Raw genomic sequence first — 21,964 nt, 5'->3', positions numbered from 1 at the left:
TTACCAGGTACCGGGAAGGGCAGGCGCGGTGGCGCCCGAGGGGACTGCCCGGTACTTCTTCAGCACCTGACTCATGACCTCTTGAAAGATCGGAGCAGATGCCGCGGAAGAGTTCAGTTTAACAGGGTCGGCGAGGCTGACCGAAACGACATACTGCGGATCGTCGCCCGGAGCGAAGCCGGAGACCGACACCAGGTACCCCTTGGTGTACCCACCCCGACCATCGGGCATCTGCGCCGTCCCGGTCTTCGCGCCCACCCGGTAGCCCGGAATCTCCCACGTCCTGGCCAGCCAGGCCTTCTGGTAGACCATCTCAAGGATGTCTGCGGTCTCCCGGGCGGCGGCGGCCGACACGACCGGGGTGCCGACCGCTTCGGGCACGTCGGTCATGCTGCCGTCAGCGTGGCGGCAGCCTGCGACCAGTTGCACGGGCATCCGCACGCCGTTGTTGGCCAGGGTCTGGTAGATACTGGAGACCTGGATGGCCGTAGTGGTGAGCCCCTGACCGAACATGGTCGCGTACTTGGTCTGGTTGTCCCAATCTTCGAAGGGGCGCAGGGTGCCGGATTCCTCGGCGAGGAAACCGGACTCCGAGGCCGAGCCCACACCGAACTTACTCATATAGTCGTAGCGCTGCTGGTCACTGATCAACTCGCCGAACTTCGACATGCCCGTGTTCGAAGACTCGATCATCACGCCCGTGAGGGTGAGGTTCAGGTCGGCGTGGTTTGAGCTATCGTTCACGTTGGCACCGTTGGGCGGCAGGTACCGGTAGGGCGCGACGACCCGGCTCAGCGGGGTGGCGGCCCCCACGTCGAGAACGGATGCCGTGGTCAGCGCCTTGTACGTAGAACCGGGCTCGAAGGGGGCGGTGAAAGCCCGGGAGCCGCGGTCCTCAGCGTCGGGGGTGCCGTTGACGTTGTTGGGGTCGACCGACGGGTAGTCGGCGACCGCGACGAGCTTCCCGGTCTTCACCTCCTGCACCACCACGTTGCCCCAGGCCGCGCCTGTGGCGACGGCCTGTTCGGCCAGCACCTGCTGCACGAACCACTGCAGGTCGGAGTCGATGGTCGTGACGACGTCGCCGCCGTCCTTGGCCCGGACCGTGGTGACGGTGCTCTGGGGCAGGCGCACGCCATCCGCTCCCTTCTCATAGGTCTCCGTGCCGTTGGTGCTCGCGAGGCAGGCGTCCTGCCCGAGCTCGATGCCGGCCTGAGCCTCTCCCCCGGAGGAGACGAATCCGACCAGGTTGCCGGCCACGGCGCCATCCGGGTAGACCCGGCCCGGGTTCTTCTCGGCGTACATCCACGGGATGTCGAGCTTGTCGATGGCCCGGAACACCGAGACGTCCACGGCCCGCACGACGACGGCGTAGTCGGAGTCCTTGTCGGCGGCCAGGGAGCCGGAGATGATCTGGAGGATCTCGTCGCCGGTCTGCCCGGTGAGGGCGCCCACCTCCGCGGCCGCCTGCGCGACCGTCACGGTCACGTCCCCATCGTCGGTGGTGCGGTCGAATTCCGCGGCGTTCCGCGGAGACAGGGTGATGTCGTAACGCATGACCGTGCCGGCCAGGACGACCCCGTTCGTGTCGACGATGTCTCCGCGGGCTCCGTAGACGGGCTGCTCGACCGACCGGTTGCCCAGCGAGTCGGCGCTGAGCGTCTCGGCGCGCACGACCTGGATGTCGACGAGCCTGACCACGAATACGGCCACGAACACGAGCAGGATCAGGATCGTCGCGGCACTGCGCCGCCTGCTGGACCGGGAGCTGCTCGCCACCTGCGATTCCTTACTGCGGCCGGGGCCGCGGGTTGGGCGCGTTCTGGGAACGAAACTAACGGGAGGCGGGCGGGACGTCCCTCGCGAGACGGGCGAACCGGGGCGGGCTAGCGGGTCGTGGGCGTCGGCAGAGCGTTGGGTTCGGCTGCCGGGGCAACCGGGGCGACCGCCGCGGGGACCTCGGCCGGTGAACCGCCGAGGCTGGCTCCCTGACCGGTGGTCTGCGGCAGTTCCGTGACCAAAGGTACGCCGACGAGGAGCGAGTTGGGCACCAGGCTCGCCGTACCGGCCGAGCTTCCGCTGGCCGAGGCCGGGGCGCCGCGCACGGCGCCGTCGGACAGGCGCAGGAACAGCGGGTTGGAGTTGGTGACCATGCCGAGCGCTTCCGCATTGGCGGCCAGGCTCTGCGGGGACGAGACCCGCACGAGGTCCTCGGTGACGCTCTCCGCCGTGCGCCCGAGTTCGACCTGGCTGGCCTGCAGCCGGGACACCTCGTAGGCGGACTGGGAGATCCCGACGCTCAGCAGCAGCTGGGCGAGCACGATGGCAGCCACGCCGGTGACGGCCGAGAGGGCGTAGACGATCTTCGGACGCGCGTGACGCTGGCTGCGCGGCGAGACGATCTCGATGTGGCGAGGCTCCGGCACCGAAGCGGTGTCGGGGGTGCTCTCCCAGTTGGGTCGTGGTGCGCGTGCGAGGTTGTCACTCATGCGGCTCTCCTCAGTCGCTCGGCGGCGCGAAGGCGAACCGGCGTTGCGCGCGGGTTTCTCGCCTTTTCTTCGTCCGAGGCCAATTCGGCCCCTCGGATCACAAGCTTGAACAGTGGTTTGTGTTCGGGAAGTTCGATCGGCAATCCGGCAGGGGCGGTGGAGCCGGATGCCTTTGCCAGGGTCTTCTTCACGATCCGGTCCTCGAGGGACTGGTAGGCCATGACGACGATGCGCCCACCGACCGCGACCGAATCGAGCACTGCGGGAATGGCGCGCTCGAGCACGGCGAGTTCCTGGTTGACCTCGATGCGCAGCGCCTGGAAGACCCGCTTCGCGGGGTGTCCGGCGCGCTGAACGACAACCGGTGTGACGGCGGTGATCACGGAGACCAGCTGGGCCGACCGCACGAACGGGGTGGTCTCCCTGGCCTCGACGATGGCCTTGGCGTAGCGTGCCGCCAGCTTCTCCTCGCCGTACTCGTGGAAGATCCGGCGCAGCTCCTGCTCGCTGTACGTGGCCACGATGCGCTCGGCCGTCAGGTCGCTGGTGTTGTCCATGCGCATGTCCAGCGGCGCGTCCTTGGAATAGGAGAAACCACGCTCGACCCGGTCGAGCTGGAGCGAGGACACGCCGAGGTCGAAGAGCACGCCGGACACCTCGCGGATGCCGAGGCCGGCCAGCGCGTCCTGAATACCGTCGTAGACGGTGTGCACGAGGTGAACCCGGTCGAGGAACGGCTTCAGCCGCTCCTCGGCGATCGCGAGGGCGTCGAGATCCCGGTCGAGTCCGACCAGGACGAGCCCGGGGAATCGCTGCAGAAACGCCTCGGCGTGCCCGCCCATGCCGAGAGTGGCGTCGACGAGCACGGCGCCGGGTCGTTCCAGTGCCGGTGCGAGCAGCTCGACGCAGCGGTCGAGCAGAACTGGGGTGTGGATGTCGTTGATGGCCATAGTCCCGGGTGGTTCCTGATTCCTGATTCCCATCCATTCGTCTCTGCCACCGGGGAAGTGTGTCAGGCAGAACGGCTGGGAGTCAGGCGTCAGGAGCTAGATGAGTCCCGGAATCACCTCCTCCGTGATGTTCGCGAATGGTTCTTCCTGTTCGGAGAGGTACACGTCCCAGGCGGCGGTGTCCCAGATCTCTACCCGGTTGCCGGCGCCGATCACGGTGAGGTCCCGGTCGAGCCCGGCCCAGGCGCGCAGGTTCGCGGGGATGGTCACCCGGTTCTGCTTGTCGGGCTGCTCTGCGCTCGCGCCGGAGAACATCATGCGACTGAAGGAGCGCCCGCTCTGGTCCGTGAGCGGCGCCTGGGAGATCTTCGCGTAGTACGCCTCGAACTCCCGGGTCGTGAACACGTAGAGGCAGTTCTCCTGGCCTCGGGTCATGACGATCCCGGGAGACAGCTCGTCCCGGAATTTTGCGGGAAGGATGATGCGGCCTTTTTCGTCGAGCTTGGGGGCGTACGTGCCAAAGAACATTCATCCCCCCTCTCATCCGGTCACGGTCCAGATCTTGCTCCACTTTACTCCACTTTGATCCACCAAACAGAATAAACACGCAAATATTGGAGAAATTCACCCTACTTATCCGCGGGAAAACGGGGGAAAGCGGAGTGGAGGGAAATTCAAGGCCGGGATTCATTTCGCACCGTTTTCGGGCACAAAAAAAGGGCCGATCGGATGATCGGCCCTGTCTGCGAGGTGCGGTGGAGCGGAAGTGCAGTCGAGCGGTGGTGAGAAGGTTACTGCTGGCCGTCCTGGCGACGATCCCAGCGTTCGTTCATGCGATCCATGAAACCGCGCTGAGATGACCGCTGCTGCTGGTTCGGACGGGAGCGCGGAGCGGATGCGGACATCCGCCGGGCGGACTTGCTGGGCGTGGTCGCGAACAACACCCCGGCGAACATGATGATGAAGCCGAGGACACCGAGCCAGAGCTGCTGGATGGCCACGCCGGCGATGAGAGCACCGATGCCGGCAACCGCGGCCAGAACCCCGATGGAAATCGAGCGGTAGTCGGGCCGGAGGCTGCTGCCACCGACGGTCGCCACGAAATCGGCGTCATTGTGGTAGAGGCCGCGCTCCATTTCTTCGAGGAGTCGCTGCTCTTGTTCCGAAAGCGGCATCTCATTCCTCCTGTTTGGGATCGCGCTGTGCTTCACCGATTCTAACCCCGCCGTGATGGCTAGGCTAGGCAAGTGGCGCAAAGCAATCATCTGATCGATCTGGTTCATTCTCGCATCGACGAATTCCTCGAAACCCGTTTACCAATTGTGACTACCATCAGCTCCGATCTCACGCCGCTGGTGGAGTTCTCACGGCAGTTTCTCAGCGGTGGCAAACGCTTCCGGGCGCTGTTCTGCTACTGGGGCTGGCAGAGCGTCGGCACAGGCGGATCCACTGGTGCGAACGGGGATTCCGACCACGCCCTGACCGCGCTGGAGCCGGTCATCTCCGCGGCGGCGGCCCTGGAAATCTTCCATGCGGCAGCACTCGTCCACGACGACATCATCGATAATTCGGATACCCGGCGCGGCGCGGCCTCCGCCCACAAACTCTTCGAGGGCATGCACGGCCAAAGTGGATGGGCAGGCAACCAGGTCGCGTTCGGCCGGGCCGCCGGAATCCTTCTCGGCGACCTCTTGCTGGGCTGGAGCGATGAGCTGCTCGACGAGGGGCTCGCGGCAGCCACCGACGCGTCGGCCGCGGCCCGGGCACGGATAGAATTCAACCGGATGCGCACCGAGGTCACTGTGGGCCAGTACCTCGACATCTTCGAAGAACGCGCCTGGTTCTCCCAACCCGAAACAGAACTCTTCGACCGGGCGCTGCGGGTCATCGTCTTCAAGTCGGCCAAGTACAGCGTGCAGGCGCCGCTCGTGATCGGCGCAGCCCTGGCCGGCGCCGGCCCGGACCACCTCGACGCCCTGCGTGCCTTCGGACTGCCGCTCGGCATCGCATTCCAACTTCGGGACGACCTGCTCGGGGTGTTCGGCGACGCCTCCGTCACCGGCAAACCGAGCGGTGACGACCTCCGAGAGGGCAAACGCACTGTACTGGTCGCTCTGGCGCGCGAGAACCTGACGGACACGGCCCGCGAGAACCTGGACGCGCTCCTCGGCGACCCGCTGCTGACGGAAGCACAGATCGGGATGTTGCAGCGCGCCATCGTCGACAGCGGCGCCGTCGAGCGGACGGAGGCGCTCATCGACTCGAACGTCGCCGAGGCCCTCGCAGCTCTCAAGGGATCACCGATCAGCGGCGCGGTCACGACGCGGCTGATGGAGCTGGCCGAGACGGTGACCCGCCGGGCGTTCTAGGAGCGCGGAAAAGTCAGGCGAGCGCCTGGGCGACCCGGCGCACTTCGGCCTTACGGCCGGCAAGCAGTGCCTGGACCGGGGGAACGCCGAGGCTGCCGTCGACCTCAAGGAGCCAGCGCATCGCCTGCTCGTCACTGAAGCCGTCGTCGGAGAGCACGATCAGCGTGCCGCGCAGCTCGGGCAGCGGGGCGCCGTCCCTGATGAACGCGGCGGGAATCTGCAAGGGGCCGTTGTCACGGCGCATGGCGAGCAGCTGCTTGTCGTCGATCAGCTGACGCACGCGGCTCTGGCTGACGCCGAGCACCCGGACGAGGTCGGCGATGGACAGCCACTCTTGATCTGAGAACGATTCGGTCACTCATCAAGCCTCCCATGATTCGACGGGGCGGACAAACTCTCATGGCGCAAACGCGCGTGTTGATGCCCAGAATGGGGGCCAACCTGATTGACTGGGCAATGCTGTGCCAGCACCGCTGTCGCACGCGATCGACGGGAGCGGAATGTCGGCACCAGCCAGCAGGAACAGTCCAGCCAGCAGCACCAGCGACGTGAATCCTTCGACGCCCGGTGCGGGCCACCACCGGCACGCCACCGAACGACGGGGTCTGGGCGTCCTGGTCACCGTCCCGCTCGTGCTGATCAGCACGATCGCGATCAGCCTGAACCTGGCGTCGCCGGCGGATGCCGCCACCATCGCGAAGAAGCCGCTCAAGAGCAAGAGCATCCTGCCGACCGCGGTGCCCGCCGGCGCAGGTCGGCAGAGTATCGCCGCCGTCGCGGCGCCGACCCAGTACCAGGTCGTCGAAGGCGACACCGTGAGCAGCGTGGCCGGACGATTCGGTCTCTCCACCGCATCCGTGCTCGCCCTCAACGGCCTTGGCTGGTCCGCGGTGATCTTCCCGGGCCAGATGCTGACCCTGGCCGGTCTGGCGCAGCCGTCCGCTCCGGCTCCGGCGCCCGTCGCCGCCGAGATCTCGCGGTACCTGATCCAGAGCGGGGACACGCTTTCCGGCGTTGCCGCCGCGCACGGGCTCTCCCTCGAGGCCCTGCTCCGCGTGAACGGGCTCGACGCGGGCAGCATCATCTTCCCCGGGCAGGCCGTCGTGCTGCCGCCGGGCGACGGTGCCGCGCCGGTCTCGGCCGCGCCGGCCGCAGCCTTCGCCCCGCTGAATGCTTCCGGCACGCACACGATCGCCGCCGGCGAGACCATCGGAGCCCTCGCGGCCGCGGCGGGCGTCTCGGTGCAATCCGTTCTCGACGCTAACGGCCTCGGCTGGTCCAGCATCATCTACCCCGGCCAGGTCCTGTCGATCCCGTCCGGCTCCGTTCCCGCGGCGCCGGCGATGGAATCGGCGATCCTCATCGAGGAGGCCGCCCCTGCGCCGTCTGCAGCGCCCGGCGCGGTAACGCCGCTCAGCGAGGACATGCGCCGGTACGCCGAAATCATTATCGCGAGCGGTCGCCGCGCGGGTGCCGGCGACTCCGCAATCGTGATCGCCCTGGCCGCCGCGGCCCAGGAATCCGGGCTGCGCAACGTGCAGTACGGCGACCGCGACTCCCTCGGCCTCTTCCAGCAACGCCCCAGTTTCGGCTGGGGAACCCCCGAGCAGGTGCTCGACCCGGAGCGGGCCAGCCTCGCCTTCTTCGGCGGCCCCGTGAACCCCAACCCCGGCAACACGCGCGGACTGCTCGACATCCCCGGCTGGGAGTCGATGACCGTGACCGAGGCCGCGCAGACCGTGCAGATCTCGGCTCACCCGAACCACTACGCGAAGTGGGAAACATCGGCCCGGGCCTGGCTGGCCGATCTCGGCTGACCTGCAGCTCGCATCCGCTCAGGCTTGAAAACCCTGACTTGCGAGTGTTCCGGCACAGGGAACGGCTTCGCAATCCCTAGACTCGACTAGTGAGCGATACCCCTGCCGATCCCATGGTCGGTCGTCTGATAGACGGCCGCTATCAGGTGCGCTCACGGATCGCCCGCGGTGGCATGGCCACCGTGTACCTCGCGACCGACCTGCGCCTCGAACGCCGGGTCGCCATCAAGATCATGCACGGGCACCTCGCCGACGACAACACGTTCAAGGCCCGGTTCGTGCAGGAGGCCCGCTCGGCCGCCCGGCTCGCGCATCCGAACGTGGTCAACGTCTACGACCAGGGCCAGGATGCCGATATGGCCTATCTGGTCATGGAATACCTGCCCGGCATCACTCTGCGCGACCTGCTCAAGGACTACGGCCGGCTCACCAGTGAGCAGACGATGGACATCCTCGAGGCGGTGCTCTCGGGCCTCGCCGCCGCGCACAAAGCGGGAATCGTGCATCGCGATCTCAAGCCGGAGAACGTTCTCCTGGCCGACGACGGGCGCATCAAGATCGGCGACTTCGGACTCGCCCGGGCCGTCAACAACAACACGGCCACCGGGCAGGCCCTGCTCGGCACGATCGCCTACCTCTCCCCCGAACTCGTCACGCGGGGCATCGCGGATGCCCGCAGCGACATCTACGCGCTCGGCATCATGACCTACGAGATGCTTACCGGCGAGCAGCCCTATGTCGGCGAAGCGCCCATGCAGATCGCCTACCAGCACGCGAACGACAACGTGCCCATACCAAGCGCGCGGATACCCGCGATTCCGCACGAGCTCGACGAACTGGTGCTCTGGGCCACCGCCCGCGACCCGGAGCAGCGCCCCCGGGACGCACGTGTCATGCTCGATCAACTGCTCGACCTCGACAAGCTCGTGCGCCCGACTCCCCCGGCGACCGGACAATCCGCGACCATGGTGCTGCCCGGCGGCGTGACCGCAGCGGTGGCCGACGCGGACACCCAGATCCTCGGCGGTGCCCCGCTCGCCCCGGCGGTGGCCGGCGTGGCCACGGCGGCTTCTGCCTCGGCACCCGCCACCACCATTCTCCTGGCCGACAAGGCCCGCACACGCAAGTTCCGCGGTTTCTGGCTCTTCGCGCTGGTGCTCATGCTGGCAGCCCTTGCCGGCGGAACCGGCTGGTTCTTCGGCAACGGCCCCGGCTCGGAGGTCCCGATTCCCGCCCTCGTCTCGGTGTCCCCCGACGACGCGACCGCCCAGCTCACCGGGCTCGGGCTGGAGGCGGCGCTCGGCACCGAGTTCAGCGGCACCATCCCCGCCGGCCTCGTCTCCAGCACCAACCCGGATTCGGGCACCCGCGTGGCGAAGGGCAGCACGGTGACGCTGCGTGTATCCCAGGGCCCGCAGCCGATCGTTCTGCCCGTGCTGGCGGGATTGACGGCCGATGCTGCGACCTCCGCCGTCACGGAGCTGAAGGCAGGCATCGGGGCGACCGATTCCCTCTTCGACGACACCGTGGAATCGGGCCTGGTCATCTCCGCGAGCCGCGAATCCGACGCCGGGGACGTCTCCCAGGGTGGGGACTACTTCGTGGGCATGAACGTCAATCTGGTTCTCTCACTCGGCCCCGTACCGGACGTGTCCGGCGAATCCGTCAAGGACGCCACCGCGATCCTGGCGGAGAAGGGGCTGCTCGTCACCCCCGGCGACGAGGTCTACAGTGAGTCGATCGCCGAGGGAGACGTTGTGAGCGCGGTCCCCGTGAACGAAGGTCCCGTGCGCACCGGCGACACGTATGCACTCACTACCTCCCTCGGCCCGGCACCCGTCACGGTGCCCAACATCGTCGGCCTCCCGTGGAACGAGGGCAAGCAGGTGCTCACCGACCTGGGATTCAAGCTGAGCTACAATCTCGGCGCGGATGCCATCGCACCGCTCCTGAGCGTCGCATCGACGAATCCCGAAGCCGGCACCGCCGCGCCCAAGAACAGCACCATCACCCTCAAGCCGACGAACCCGTTCGGCTAGACAGCCGTCCCGGCCTGGCCCCGGCCGTACCCGGCGGTTCCCATGCCGGAGCGGGCACCCGGGGCCGGGTTAGCGAGCGGCAAGCTCCTCGGCAACCAGGAAGGCGAGCTCGAGCGACTGCATGTGATTCAGGCGCGGGTCGCAGAGCGACTCATAGCGGGTCGCCAGCGCGGCCTCGTCGATGTGCTCGGAACCACCCAGGCACTCCGTGACGTCGTCGCCGGTAAGTTCGACGTGAACGCCGCCCGGGTGTGTGCCGACGCCGCGGTGCGCCTCGAAGAAGCCGCGCACCTCGTCGACGACGTCGTCGAAACGACGGGTCTTGTACCCGGTGGGCGTGGTCACACCGTTGCCGTGCATCGGGTCGGTGACCCAGAGAGGCTTGGCCTCACTGGCCTTGATCGCCTCCAGCAGCGGCGGCAGGGCGCTGCGCACCTTGCCCGCACCCATCCGGGTGATGAACGTGAGACGACCGGGTTCGCGGTTCGGGTCGAGCTTGTCGACCAGGCGCAGCATGTCGTCGGTTGACGTGCTCGGGCCGAGCTTGACCCCGATCGGGTTGCGCACCCGGGAGAGGAAGTCGACGTGCGCACCGTCAAGGTCACGGGTGCGCTCCCCGATCCAGATGAAGTGCGCGGAGGTGTTGTACGGCGTGCCCGTGCGGGAATCGATCCGGGTCATCGGACGCTCGTAGTCCATCAGCAGACCCTCGTGGCTGGTGTAGAACTCCGTCCGACGCATGGCTTCAAAGTCGGCGCCGCACGCGATCATGAACTTGATCGCGCGGTCGATCTCCTTGGCCACCTTCTCGTAGCGCTGGTTGGCCGGGTTGGCGGCGAAGCCCTGGTTCCAGCTGTGCACCTGGCGCAGGTCGGCGAAACCGCCCTGCGTGAAGGCACGGATCAGGTTGAGGGTGGAGGCGGCGGTGTGGTAGCCCTTGACCAGGCGGGCCGGGTCGGCCTCGCGCGATTCGGGTGTGAAATCGTAGCCGTTGACGATATCGCCGCGGTAAGCCGGCAGGGTGACGCCACCCCGGGTCTCGAAATCGCTGGAGCGTGGCTTGGCGAACTGGCCGGCCATCCGGCCCATCTTGATCACGGGCATCGACGCGCCGTACGTCAACACGACGGCCATCTGCAGCACGGTCTTGACCCGGTTGCGGATCTGCTCCGCGGTGGCGCCGCTGAACGTCTCGGCGCAGTCCCCGCCCTGCAGCAGGAAGGCATGGCCGCCGGCGGCCTCGGCGAGCCGGTTCCGTAGGATGTCGACCTCGCCGGCGAAGACGAGCGGCGGCTGCGTGGACAGTTCGGCAGATGCCGCGGCAACCGCATCCGCGTCGGCCCAGGTCGGCTGCTGCTTGATCGGGAGGGTGCGCCAATAGTCCAGGCCGGCAACCACAGATCGATCTGCGAGCACGACTGGTTCGGTGGGGTCTACCACGGGACTATTCCTTTTTTGTCTGGTCCGGCAAGAAAAATATTGCGGGCCGGGCTATCGGGTCGGGGTCTGTCGGCCCCTGGGCAACCGTCTGATTCTATCGGGTCAGGCTGGCCCGCTTTTCTTTCACGCTGGTCGCGTAGACGTCCACATACTCCTGCCGGCTGAGGGCCTGCAGCTCGTACATCAGCTCGTCGGTCACGGACCGGAGCACAAACCGGTCGCCCTCCATGCCGTCGAAGCGGCTGAAGTCGAGGGGTTCGCCGATCACGATGCCGATCCGGCGCACCTTCGGGATGCGGGTGCCCGTCGGCATGGCCTTCTCAGTGTCGATCATGGCCACAGGGATGACCGGGACCTCGGCCTCGAGCACCATCCGCGCCACGCCGGTGCGGCCCCGGTACATCTTCGCGTCGGGACTGCGGGTTCCCTCAGGGTAGATGCCGAGCACGCCGCCGGCACCCAGGACGCGCAGGCCGGTGTTGAGGGAATCCTCGGATGCCTTGCCACCCGACCGGTCGATCGGCAGCTGGCCGGTGGCCTTGAAGAACTGGCGTGTCGCCCAGCCCTTGAGCCCCTTGCCCGTGAAGTACTCACTCTTTGCGAGGAAGACGACGCGACGCGGAACGACCAGCGGCAGGAACACCGAGTCGATGAACGACAGGTGATTGCTCGCGAGGATCACACCGCCCTCTTTGGGGATGTTCTCGAGCCCGACCACCCAGGGCCGGAAGATAGCCAGCAGCAGAGGGCCGATGACAATGTTTTTCATGAGCCAGTAGAACATCGTTGCTCCCTCGGTAACCCGGAAAGCCTACTGCGCGAAAACGTGTTTCCGCGCCAGGTCGGCCGCACCGACGACACCGGCGTCGTTGACGAGCTGCGCGATGGCGAATTCGGCCTCCGGGTGGAAGCCCCTGGCCGGCAGATTTTCGAGGTACGCGGCGCGGATGGGCTCGAGCAGCAGTTCACCGGCAGCGGCGACGCCCCCGCCGAAGACGAAGATCTGCGGGTCAAGTACGGCCGCCAGGCTTGCGCAGGCCTGCCCGAGCGAGCCGCCCAACTGCCTCAGGGCGGCCAAGGCGCCGTTGTCACCGTCCTGGATCAGCCGGCCGACCTCTTTGCCGGTCAGCTTGCCCTTGCGCTCACGGGCAGCCGCGAGGCCGAGGCCGATTCCGCCGGCATCCGCCAGCTCGGTGGCAATTCGAAGCAGGGCGCGACCCGAACCGTACTGTTCGATGCAGCCGTGGGCGCCGCAGCCGCAGAGGCGACCGCCGGGCACCACGCGCAGATGCCCGAGCTCGGCGGCACAGCCGAAGCCACCGCGGAAGAGACGGTTGTCGGCGACGATAGCTCCGCCCACTCCGGTGCCGATGGTGAGGGTGACCATGTCGGTGTAGCCCCGGCCGGCGCCGAAGGTGAATTCCGCCCAGCCCGCGGCGTTCGCGTCGTTCTCGATCAGGATGGGCAGGTCGAGCCGCGCCTCGAGAGTGGCCCGAAGCGGCTCGTGGCGCCAGTTGACGTTGGGCCCGTAGTAAACGGTGGACTGGGCGGCGTCGATGAAGCCGGCCGCGGCGATCCCGGCGGCGACGACCTCCTCGCCCCCCGAGAGCTCCGTGATCATGTCGACGACGGCGTCTTCGATCCCGCGAGGATCGCTCGCGGTGGTCGGGCGTCGATCCGAGCGGATGATCGTTCCGAATTCGTCGACCAGGGCCGCGGCGATTTTGGTGCCGCCGATGTCGATACCAATGGCGTGCACAGAGGACTTCTTTCGTCGATGGATAAAGTGGGGCGCTCTGCGGGGCGAGACAACGAAGCCGGTGCGTCCCCCTAGAGTGTAGTGAACCAAGACACGGCCAGGCGAAACGGCTGCTTCCACGAAGTGACGTGGATAGAGTGAGGCAAATCGCCCGCCCGGTACCAGAGGAGCTACCGTGAAACAGTACGATCTGCCCGCCATCGTTCCCGCAGACCCACAAGCCAATGTCACCGATCTCCTGGTCGAACGCCTCAAGGCGACGCCCGACTCCGTGTTGTTCTCACTGCCGAGAAACGGAGCTTGGTCCCCCGTCACCACCACGGAGTTTCATGCCCAGGTCGTCGCGCTGGCCAAGGGGCTCGTCACGGCAGGAATCCAGCCCGGAGACAAAATCGGCTTGATGTGCAAGACCCGGTATGAGTGGACGCTGATCGACTTCGCCACCTGGTTCGCCGGTGCCGTGCTGGTCCCCGTTTACGAGACCAGCTCCCCCATCCAGATCCAGTGGATCCTGGGTGACTCCGACGCCGCGGCGGTGATCGTCGAGACCGCCGAGCACTTTTCCCGCTTCGACGAGGTGCACCCCGAGCTCGGCAGCGTGCAGAAGGTCTGGCAGATCGACCTCGGTGACCTCGACAAGCTCGCGGCCTCCGGGGTCGACGTGCCGGATGCCGAAATCGAGCGGCGTCGCTCGCTGGCCGTGGGTTCGGACATCGCCACCCTGATCTACACCTCGGGTTCCACCGGCCGTCCCAAGGGCTGCGTGCTCACCCACTCCAACTTCGTCGAGACGTCGCGCAACTCGGCGGTGGCGCTGAAAGAGGTGCTCACCGACGCGAACGGCGCTTCCACGCTGCTGTTCATCACCACCGCGCACGTTTTCGCCCGGTTCATCTCGGTTCTCTGCGTGCACGCCGGTGTGCGCGTCGGTCACCAACCCGATACCCGGAAGCTGCTCGAATCGCTCGGCACCTTCAAACCCACTTTCCTGCTCGCAGTGCCGCGGGTGTTCGAGAAGGTCTACAACTCCGCCGAGCAGAAGGCGCTGGCCGCCGGCCGAGGCAAGATCTTCGAGACGGCCGCCCAGGTTGCCGTCGACCACTCGATGCTGGTCGATCAGGGCAAGAGCGTTCCGCTGATGCTCAAGCTCAAGTTCACGCTCTTCGACCGTCTGGTCTACAGCAAGCTGCGCGCGGCCATGGGTGGCAACGTGAAGTACGCCGTCTCCGGTTCGGCTCCACTCGGCATGCACCTGGGTCACTTCTACCACAGCCTCGGCATCAAGATCCTGGAGGGCTACGGCCTCACCGAGACAACCGCGCCGACCACCGTGGGTCTGGCCACCAAGTTCAAGATCGGCACCGTAGGCCCACCGCTTCCCGGCGTCTCGGTGCGCGTCCTGGACGACGGCGAAATCGAGGTCAAAGGCGTCAACGTCTTCACGGAGTACTGGAAGAATCCCGTGGCCACCGCGGCCACCTTCCACGACGGATGGCTCCGCACCGGTGACATCGGCGCCATGGACAGCGACGGCTTCCTCACCATCACCGGGCGCAAGAAGGAGATCATCGTCACGGCCGGCGGCAAGAACGTCGCCCCGGCGGCGCTGGAAGACCCGATCCGGTCCAACCCGCTGATCGGCCAGGTGGTCGTCGTCGGCGATCGCAAGCCGTTCATCGCCGCCCTGGTCACGCTCGACCCCGACATGCTCGCGGTCTGGTTGAACAACAACGGCGAGGACGCGGGAATGACGCTGGCCGAGGCATCCGTCAACGCGAAGGTTCTCGCCGAGGTGCAGCGCGCCATCGACCACGCCAACGACCACGTATCGCGGGCGGAGTCGATCCGCAAGTTCACGGTGCTGACGACCGAGCTGACCGAAGCCGCCGGGTACCTGACCCCGAAGCTGAGCATCAAACGGGACATCATCCTGCGGGACTACGCCGATCAGATCGAGGCGATGTACCTGGGCGCCCCGGTGACCGGGACGAACCCGGTCAGCAGCTAGCACTCCCCGCGACGACCAAAACAGGTCCCGTCGTCACAGTGGCGACGGGACCTGTTTCGCGTCGTCCGGCCGCCTGGGTCGGAACCAGTAGATAAGGGAGCCCCAGCGCCGTGCGCAGCGTCGAACCAATTCGACGGAGATTCTGCCGTAGAACTGCCGTTTCTGCACGTTGGGGGCGTTTCCGGCAAAATCTCCGTCGAATTCGTGGGGGGGGCGGAGGCCCTTTAGGGCCTCGGACCCGAACGACTGGGGTCAGAACCAGCTCGACGCGCGGACCTCTTTCATGGCGGCCCGCCGGTTCTCCTTGTCGAGGCGGTCCAGGTAGAGCAAACCGTCGAGGTGGTCGGTCTCGTGCTGCAGGGCCTGGGCCATGATCCCGGACCCGGAGAGTTCGACCGCCGTGCCGTCGAGGTCGATGCCGGTCACCCGGGCGAACGGGTACCGTTTCGTGGGATACCAGAGGCCCGGCACCGACAGGCAGCCCTCGTCGACGAGCTCGGGCTCCCCCGAGACCTCCACGAGGACCGGGTTGAGGATGTACCCGATCTCGCCATCGACGTTGAAACTGAATGCGCGCAGATTCACGCCGATCTGGGAGGCCGCGACGCCGGCCCGGCCGGGCAGTCGCACACTGTCGACCAAGTCCTCGATCAGGCTCCGCACCCGGGCGTCGATCGTGCCGATCGGGTCGGAGACGGTTTTGAGGACGGGATCTCCGAAGAGACGGATCTGGCGCTCGGGCAAAGGTGACTCCAAGTCATGGATGCGGGGGTACAGGGGTACCGGATCGGTTTAGACGCCGCGGTCGGCCGGAAGACCCTCCACGACGACGGCCGCGAGGGTGCGGGCCGCGAGCCGGGTGATGGGCTTCAGATCGTCGAAGGAGATGATGCTGCCCGCGGCGAGCTGCGGGTCCCAGGGGATGCGCACGATCTCCCGCACCCGAGAGCGGAAATGCGATTCGATCTCTTCCAGCTTCACCAGATTCGTGCCCTGTGTCGCCGTGTTGAGCGCGACGACCGCGTTGCGAACCAGGTCGCCGTAGCCGTTGGCTTCCAACCAGGTCAACGTTTCGGACGCCAGCCGCGCCTCGTCGATGCTGCCCCCGGAGACGATGACGATCGAATCGGCCCGCTGCAGCGTGGCACGCATGACGGAGTGCACGATTCCGGTGCCGCAGTCCGTGAGCATGATCGAGTAGTACCGCGCCGCCAGGTCGGCGACGACGTTGTAGTCGTTCTCGTCGAAGGCCTCGGAGAGGAGCGGGTCGGTGTCGGATGCGAGGATGTCGAGTCGGGTCGCGTCGCGGGAGACCAGCGACGAGAAATCGGTATAGCCGCCGATGGACGCGGCCTTCGTGACCACGTCGCGCACGGTGGACCGGGTCTGTTTCGTGACCCGCTCGGAGAGGGTGCCCCGGTCGGGGTTCGCGTCGACGGCGATGATGCGGTCTTCGCGGGCATCGGCCAGGGCCATGCCGATCAGTGCGGTGACGGTCGTCTTGCCGACCCCGCCCTTGCGGGTGAGGATCGGCACGAAGCGGGTGCCGCCCTCGAAATCCTTGCGGATGCGCGCGTCGAGTTGTTTGGAGGCGCGCACCGTGGCCGAGTCGCCGAGGTTCACCAGATGCAGGGTCGCCGAGTAGACGAAACTGTTCCAGGCTCCGCGGGGCGGCGGTTTGGTGCGACGGTTGACGGCCAGCAGCCGATCGGGCGTGAGCATGGCGGCGGACTCGGGGGCCGATCCGCCGGCGGGGCGCAGACTCTCCCGGCGGGTGTGCGGAACGGCGTCGCTCACGGCCGGACCGGAGAGGGCGCGGACCGCCCCCGTGACGGCTGCGGACAACCGATCGGCGCGCGCCACGGCCGGGGTGCTGATCTCGATCGTGTGCGTAGCCGGGCGTTTCAGGTTCTCCGGCAGGGCCGCCGCCAGGTTCACGATCGTGTGCGGCGGTAGTTCGCTATGGTACTCGTCTCCCGGCTCGGCGAGAGGCTCGATGGAGGCGTCCGGACCGGACGCCTCGGCGCCTGTGCGCTTATCTGACAAAAAGATCAGTCCCTTCGTCGATAGATCGCACCAAGCCTAGCGTGGACGCACCACCACCAGCAGATCGCCCGCGTCGACCTGCTGGGTTCGCGGCACGGCCACCCGTTCGATGTTTCCCGCGATGGGCGAGGTGATCGCGGCCTCCATTTTCATGGCCTCGATCGAGGCGACGGCCTGCCCGGCCTCGACGGTGTCGCCCTCCTCGACCTGGAGGGTGACCACCCCGGAGAACGGCGCGGCGATCTGGCCCGGCCGGTTGGCATCCGCTTTTTCGGCGACCTTGATGCTGACCGTGATGTTGCGGTCCCTCACGAACACGGGTCGGAGCTGTCCGTTCAGCGTGGTCATGACGGTGCGCATGCCCTTGTCATCGGCCTCGCCGATGGCCTCAAGCCCGACGTAGAGGCGCACGCCCTTGTCGATCTCGACCGCGTGCTCAATGCCCTGCTGGAGACCGTTGAGGTAGTCCACCGTGTCGAGCACGGACAGGTCACCGAAGAGTTCCCGGATCTGCTCGAATTGGCGCGTGGGCGCCGGGAAGAGCAGCTGGTTCAGCATCATTCGGCAGGTGAGGCCGTCGCTGCCCAAGGCCGCGCGTTCCTCCTGGGTGAGCTCGGTGATTCCGACGCGGACGTTGCGCCCGGCGAGAACCTTGCTGCGGAAGGGCTCGGGCCAGCCGCCGGGCAGGTCGCCCAGCTCCCCCGCCATGAAGCCGATCACGGAGTCGGGCACGTCGTAATTGCCCGGGTTCTCAGCGAAGTCGGCCGGGTCGGCACGCACGGCGGCGAGGTAGAGGGCGAGGTCGCCGACCACCTTGGAGGACGGCGTCACCTTCGGTACCCGGCCGAGGATGTCGTTGGCCGCGGCGTACATGTCCTCGATCAGTTCGAAGTCGTCGGCGAGGCCGAGCGCGACCGCTTGCGTACGCAGGTTGGACAGCTGGCCGCCGGGGATCTCGTGCTTGTAGACGCGGCCGGTGGGCGCGCGCAGACCGGATTCGAAGGGATGGTAGACCCGGCGTACATCTTCCCAGTACGGCTCGAGGTCGCAGACGGCCTGTAAGGATATGCCGGTGTCGCGTTCGGTGTGGACGAGCGCGGCGACGAGGGACGACGCCGACGGCTGGCTGGTGGTGCCGGCCATCGGGGCGCTGGCCACGTCGACCGCGTCGGCGCCGGCGCGGCTGGCCGCGAGCAGCGTGGCGAGCTGGCCGCCCGGAGTATCGTGCGTGTGCACGTGCACCGGGAGGTCGAAGCGCGACCGCAGGGCGGTGACGAGCTTCTCGGCCGCGGCGGGGCGCAGCAGGCCGGCCATGTCCTTGATCGCGAGGATGTGCGCGCCGGACTCCACGATCTGCTCCGCGAGCCGGAGGTAGTAGTCCAGGGTGTAAAGCTTCTCGGCCGGGTCGAGCAAATCGCCCGTGTAGCAGAGCGCGACCTCGGCGATGGAGGAGCCCGTCGCCAGCACGGCGTCGATGGCCGGGCGCATCTGCGAGACGTCGTTGAGGGCGTCGAAGATACGGAAGATGTCGACGCCTGTTTTGGCGGCCTCGCGCACGAACGCATCGGTCACCTCGGTCGGGTACGGAGTGTAGCCGACCGTGTTGCGGCCGCGAAGCAGCATCTGCACGTTGATGTTCGGCAGGGCCTCTCGCAGCGACGCCAGTCGTTCCCAGGGGTCTTCGCCGAGGAAGCGCAGCGCCACGTCATAGGTGGCGCCGCCCCAGGCCTCGATCGACAGCAACTCCGGGGTCATCCGGGCCACATACGGGGCCACGGCGACGAGGTCGCGGGTGCGCACCCGGGTTGCCAACAGTGATTGGTGGGCGTCGCGGAAAGTGGTGTCCGTCACGGCCAGGGCGGTCTGGGCACGCAGGTCCGCGGCGAAGCCGGCCGGGCCGAGCAGCTGGAGCCGTTGGCGGGAGCCGGCCGGAGCCGGTTCGGACAGATCGAGCTTCGGCAGCTTCTCGGCCGGGTTCAGCAGGGTCAGCGGCACCCCGTTGGGCTTGTTGACGGTCACGTCGGCGAGCCAATTCAAGATCTTCGTGCCGCGGTCCTTGGAGGCGCGGCCGCGCAGCAGCTCCGGGCGCTCATCGATGAAGGAGGTGCTCAGGTTGCCGGACGCGAAGTCCGGGTCGTCGAGCACGGCCTGCAGGAACGAGATGTTCGTGGACACGCCACGGATACGGAACTCGGCCAGGGCGCGCTTGGATCGGGTCACGGCGGACGGGAAGTCCCGGCCCCGGCAGGTGAGCTTGGCGAGCATCGAGTCGAAGTGCGGGCTGATCTGGGCACCGGGGTTGATTGTGCCGCCGTCGAGCCGGATGCCGGCGCCGCCGGGCGAGCGGTAGGTGGTGATCTTGCCCGTGTCCGGGCGGAATCCCATGGTCGGGTCCTCGGTGGTGATGCGGCACTGCAGGGCCGCCCCGCGCAACACGATCTTGTCCTGCGTGAGTTCGAGCTCACGGAGCGTCTGGCCCGCGGCGATGCGGATCTGGGACTGCACGAGGTCGACATCCGTCACCTCTTCGGTCACGGTGTGCTCGACCTGGATGCGCGGATTCATCTCGATGAACACGTGCTGGCCGGCGCGTTCGCCGACCGTGTCGAGCAGGAACTCGACCGTGCCCGCGTTCACGTAGCTGATCGAGCGGGCGAAGGCGACCGCATCGGCGTACAGACGCTGGCGGATCTCGTCAGAGAGGTTCGGCGCCGGAGCGATCTCGATGACTTTCTGATGGCGGCGCTGCACGGAGCAGTCGCGTTCGAACAGGTGCACGGTCTCGCCGGAAGCATCGGCCAGGATCTGGACCTCGATGTGACGCGGCCGCAGTACGGCCTGCTCGAGGAACATGGTCGCGTCGCCGAACGCGCTGTTGGCCTCGCGCATGGCTTCCTCAAGGGAGCCGCGGAGATCGCTCAGCTGAGCCACCCGGCGCATGCCGCGGCCGCCGCCGCCGGCGACGGCCTTGGCGAAGATCGGGAACCCGATATCGTCGGCCGCGGCGATCAGCTCGTCGACGTCGCGTGAGGGCGCGCTGGACCCCAGCACCGGAACGCCCGCCGCGATGGCGTGCTCCTTCGCGGTGACCTTGTTGCCGGCCATCTCGAGCACGTGCTCGCCCGGGCCGATGAAGGTGATGCCGGCCTGGCGGGCCGCGAGGGCCAGCTCGGGGTTCTCCGAAAGGAAGCCGTAACCGGGGTAGATGGCATCGGCTCCGCTCTCCCTGGCCACCCGGATGATCTCGCTCACCGTGAGATAGGCGCGCACCGGGTGTCCCGGTTCGCCGATCTGGTACGCCTCGTCGGCCTTCAGGCGGTGCAGCGAATTGCGGTCCTCGAAAGGGAACACCGCCACGGTTTTGGCACCCAGCTCATAAGCCGCCCGAAAAGCCCGGATCGCGATTTCCCCGCGGTTGGCAACAAGAATTTTCGTAAACATGCAGACCTTTCAAGCGTGACGTCGCGCACAGCTGACGGTTAGGTTCTCCAAGACTAGTGAAGGTAACGTATCTACTTGTGCACGTACTAAGCGTTAGCTCCCTCAAGGGAGGAGTAGGCAAGACCACGGTAACCCTGGGTCTGGCGTCCGCTGCCTTCGCCCGCGGCGTGCGAACCCTGGTGGTGGACATTGATCCGCAGTCGGATGTGTCAACCGGAATGGACATCGAGGTCACCGGCCACCTCAACATCGCCGATGTGCTCGCCTCTCCCAAGGAGAAGGTCGTTCGCGCCGCCATCGTTCCCAGCGGCTGGACGCGCGGCCGCCCCGGCACCATCGACGTGATGATCGGCAGCCCGTCGGCCATTAATTTCGACGGGCCGCACCCGAGCATCCGCGACATCTGGAAGCTCGAAGAGGCACTCTCCACGGTCGAAAAGGACTACGACCTAGTTCTGATCGACTGTGCTCCGTCGCTGAACGCCCTTACCCGCACCGCGTGGGCGGCCAGTGACCGCGTTGCCGTGGTCACCGAACCCGGCCTGTTCTCCGTGGCCGCGGCCGACCGGGCGCTGCGCGCGATCGAAGAGATCCGCCGCGGACTCAGCCCTCGTCTGCAGCCGCTCGGTATCATCGTCAACCGTGCCCGCGTGGCGTCTCTCGAGCACCAGTTCCGGATCAAGGAACTCCGCGACATGTTCGGCCCGCTCGTACTCAGCCCGCAACTGCCGGAACGCACCTCGCTTCAGCAGGCGCAGGGCGCAGCGAAGCCGCTGCACACCTGGCCCGGCGACAGCGCCCAGGAAATGGCGCGCTACTTCGATCAGTTGCTCGAACGCGTGCTGCGCACGGCCCGCATCGGCGAGTACGCGGAACAGCACTAGCCAGGGAGCGTCAGCCGGACAACGTTGACCGGATAGGTTGACCGGTTAGTGTCAGCCGCACAGCGTCAGCCGATCGTGTCGACTGCGTGTGAACGCTCCGCTAAGAGACCTTGCGGCTGCCCCGGCGAAGGGACAGCTCGTCCGACGGGTCGATCGGAAGGGTCTCCAGTTCGACCAGGCTCGTCTCGACCTCGCGTAGCACCTTGCCCACGGCGATGCCGAACACGCCCTGACCGCGGCTGACGAGGTCGATGACCTCATCGTCGGAGGTGCACAGGTAGACGCTGGCGCCGTCGCTCATCAAGGTGGTCTGGGCGAGGTCGTTGACCCCCGACTCGCGCAGTTGGTTCACCGCTGTGCGGATCTGCTGCAGCGAGATGCCGGTGTCGAGGAGCCGCTTGACCAGTTTGAGAACCAGGATGTCCCGGAAGCCGTAGAGACGCTGGGAACCCGAGCCGGCAGCACCGCGCACGGTGGGCTGGACCAGGTCGGTGCGGGCCCAGTAGTCGAGCTGACGGTAGCTGATTCCGGCGGCCCGGGCCGCCACGGCGCCACGGTAGCCGAGGTTGTCGTCGAGCTCGGGCATTCCGTCGGTGAAGAGAAGGCCGAGTCCGTAGCGCGAGGCATCGTCACGCTGATTCAGCTCGCTCATACGATGGCCTCTCGGAGGTGGGTCTGCGATACGGATGATCGCTGCATCTACGCTACCGAGGCGGACCGTC

General features: G+C 67.1%; 18 protein-coding genes. 5 read left to right on the top strand and 13 right to left on the bottom strand.

The window, feature by feature from the left end; genetic code table 11:
• The 5 genes from E3T25_RS05645 to E3T25_RS05625 form a co-directional block, all read right to left on the bottom strand.
• Complete coding sequence (locus tag E3T25_RS05645; protein WP_241980659.1) at window positions 1–1,779, bottom strand: peptidoglycan D,D-transpeptidase FtsI family protein; 1,779 nt, start codon at window positions 1,777–1,779, stop codon at window positions 1–3.
• Between the two features lie 107 nt (window positions 1,780–1,886).
• Window positions 1,887–2,489 (bottom strand): cell division protein FtsL, encoded by a 603-nt coding sequence (gene ftsL / locus E3T25_RS05640; RefSeq protein WP_134372925.1) that lies wholly within the window; start codon window positions 2,487–2,489, stop codon window positions 1,887–1,889.
• Entirely contained in the window at window positions 2,486–3,439 is a 954-nt protein-coding gene (gene rsmH, locus E3T25_RS05635) for a 16S rRNA (cytosine(1402)-N(4))-methyltransferase RsmH (RefSeq protein ID WP_134372922.1), read from the bottom strand. Before rsmH ends, ftsL begins: the two co-directional genes overlap by 4 nt.
• A 96-nt stretch (window positions 3,440–3,535) precedes the next feature.
• On the bottom strand, window positions 3,536–3,967 hold the full coding sequence (gene mraZ / locus E3T25_RS05630) for a division/cell wall cluster transcriptional repressor MraZ (RefSeq protein ID WP_134372919.1): 432 nt from the start codon (window positions 3,965–3,967) through the stop codon (window positions 3,536–3,538).
• Between the two features lie 263 nt (window positions 3,968–4,230).
• Window positions 4,231–4,722 carry a DUF3040 domain-containing protein gene (locus tag E3T25_RS05625; protein WP_338145468.1) on the bottom strand — a complete coding sequence of 164 codons (492 nt, stop codon included), beginning with the start codon at window positions 4,720–4,722 and terminating at the stop codon, window positions 4,231–4,233.
• Here E3T25_RS05625 and E3T25_RS05620 point away from each other — a divergent pair.
• Window positions 4,687–5,808 (top strand): polyprenyl synthetase family protein, encoded by a 1,122-nt coding sequence (locus E3T25_RS05620; protein WP_134372916.1) that lies wholly within the window; start codon window positions 4,687–4,689, stop codon window positions 5,806–5,808. The genes E3T25_RS05625 and E3T25_RS05620 overlap by 36 nt on opposite strands.
• Before the next feature lie 13 nt (window positions 5,809–5,821).
• Here E3T25_RS05620 and E3T25_RS05615 read toward each other — a convergent pair whose 3' ends face one another.
• Complete coding sequence (locus E3T25_RS05615) at window positions 5,822–6,166, bottom strand: Rv2175c family DNA-binding protein (RefSeq protein ID WP_104099531.1); 345 nt, start codon at window positions 6,164–6,166, stop codon at window positions 5,822–5,824.
• Between the two features lie 190 nt (window positions 6,167–6,356).
• Between E3T25_RS05615 and E3T25_RS05610 the strand changes: the two genes are divergently transcribed.
• Both E3T25_RS05610 and pknB read left to right on the top strand, forming a co-directional pair.
• On the top strand, window positions 6,357–7,625 hold the full coding sequence (locus E3T25_RS05610) for a lytic transglycosylase (protein WP_241980655.1): 1,269 nt from the start codon (window positions 6,357–6,359) through the stop codon (window positions 7,623–7,625).
• A gap of 113 nt (window positions 7,626–7,738) precedes the next feature.
• Window positions 7,739–9,664, top strand: a complete 1,926-nt coding sequence (pknB, locus tag E3T25_RS05605) for a Stk1 family PASTA domain-containing Ser/Thr kinase (protein WP_420898229.1) — start codon at window positions 7,739–7,741, stop codon at window positions 9,662–9,664.
• Window positions 9,665–9,733: 69 nt separating this feature from the next.
• Here pknB and E3T25_RS05600 read toward each other — a convergent pair whose 3' ends face one another.
• From E3T25_RS05600 to E3T25_RS05590, 3 genes are all read right to left on the bottom strand, one after another.
• Window positions 9,734–11,104, bottom strand: coding sequence for a class II 3-deoxy-7-phosphoheptulonate synthase (locus E3T25_RS05600; RefSeq protein ID WP_370295429.1), 1,371 nt, complete (start codon window positions 11,102–11,104; stop codon window positions 9,734–9,736).
• 94 nt (window positions 11,105–11,198) lie between these two features.
• Complete coding sequence (locus tag E3T25_RS05595; protein ID WP_104099533.1) at window positions 11,199–11,888, bottom strand: lysophospholipid acyltransferase family protein; 690 nt, start codon at window positions 11,886–11,888, stop codon at window positions 11,199–11,201.
• Window positions 11,889–11,915: 27 nt separating this feature from the next.
• Window positions 11,916–12,863, bottom strand: coding sequence for an ROK family glucokinase (locus tag E3T25_RS05590; protein WP_134372907.1), 948 nt, complete (start codon window positions 12,861–12,863; stop codon window positions 11,916–11,918).
• Between the two features lie 175 nt (window positions 12,864–13,038).
• Between E3T25_RS05590 and E3T25_RS05585 the strand changes: the two genes are divergently transcribed.
• The gene (locus E3T25_RS05585) at window positions 13,039–14,871 is read left to right on the top strand and encodes an AMP-dependent synthetase/ligase (protein WP_104099535.1); all 1,833 of its coding nucleotides are present in this window, start codon (window positions 13,039–13,041) and stop codon (window positions 14,869–14,871) included.
• 252 nt (window positions 14,872–15,123) lie between these two features.
• Here the strand turns inward: E3T25_RS05585 and def are convergent, their stop codons facing one another.
• Genes def through E3T25_RS05570 form a run of 3 tightly spaced genes read right to left on the bottom strand, consistent with a single transcriptional unit; the run spans window position 15,124 to window position 20,358 of the window.
• Window positions 15,124–15,615: a peptide deformylase gene (gene def / locus E3T25_RS05580; protein ID WP_104099536.1), complete on the bottom strand. Its 492-nt coding sequence runs from the start codon at window positions 15,613–15,615 to the stop codon at window positions 15,124–15,126.
• Between the two features lie 48 nt (window positions 15,616–15,663).
• A complete protein-coding gene (locus tag E3T25_RS05575; RefSeq protein ID WP_241980653.1) occupies window positions 15,664–16,917 on the bottom strand; it encodes a MinD/ParA family ATP-binding protein in 1,254 nt (417 codons plus the stop codon).
• Between the two features lie 36 nt (window positions 16,918–16,953).
• Window positions 16,954–20,358 (bottom strand): pyruvate carboxylase, encoded by a 3,405-nt coding sequence (locus E3T25_RS05570; RefSeq protein ID WP_134372904.1) that lies wholly within the window; start codon window positions 20,356–20,358, stop codon window positions 16,954–16,956.
• A gap of 77 nt (window positions 20,359–20,435) precedes the next feature.
• Here E3T25_RS05570 and E3T25_RS05565 point away from each other — a divergent pair, with 77 nt between their 5' ends.
• Window positions 20,436–21,242 (top strand): ParA family protein, encoded by an 807-nt coding sequence (locus E3T25_RS05565; protein ID WP_134372980.1) that lies wholly within the window; start codon window positions 20,436–20,438, stop codon window positions 21,240–21,242.
• Between the two features lie 100 nt (window positions 21,243–21,342).
• On the opposite strand, the gene E3T25_RS05560 is transcribed toward E3T25_RS05565, so the two are convergent.
• The gene (locus tag E3T25_RS05560; protein WP_134372901.1) at window positions 21,343–21,894 is read right to left on the bottom strand and encodes a MerR family transcriptional regulator; all 552 of its coding nucleotides are present in this window, start codon (window positions 21,892–21,894) and stop codon (window positions 21,343–21,345) included.
• Window positions 21,895–21,964: the final 70 nt, after the last annotated feature.

The sequence above is a fragment of the Cryobacterium sandaracinum genome (assembly GCF_004403415.1).
In the GTDB taxonomy this organism is placed as follows: domain Bacteria; phylum Actinomycetota; class Actinomycetes; order Actinomycetales; family Microbacteriaceae; genus Cryobacterium; species Cryobacterium sandaracinum.
The sequence above is the reverse complement of the archived record's forward strand: the minus strand, read 5'-3'. Positions and strand labels throughout refer to the sequence as shown.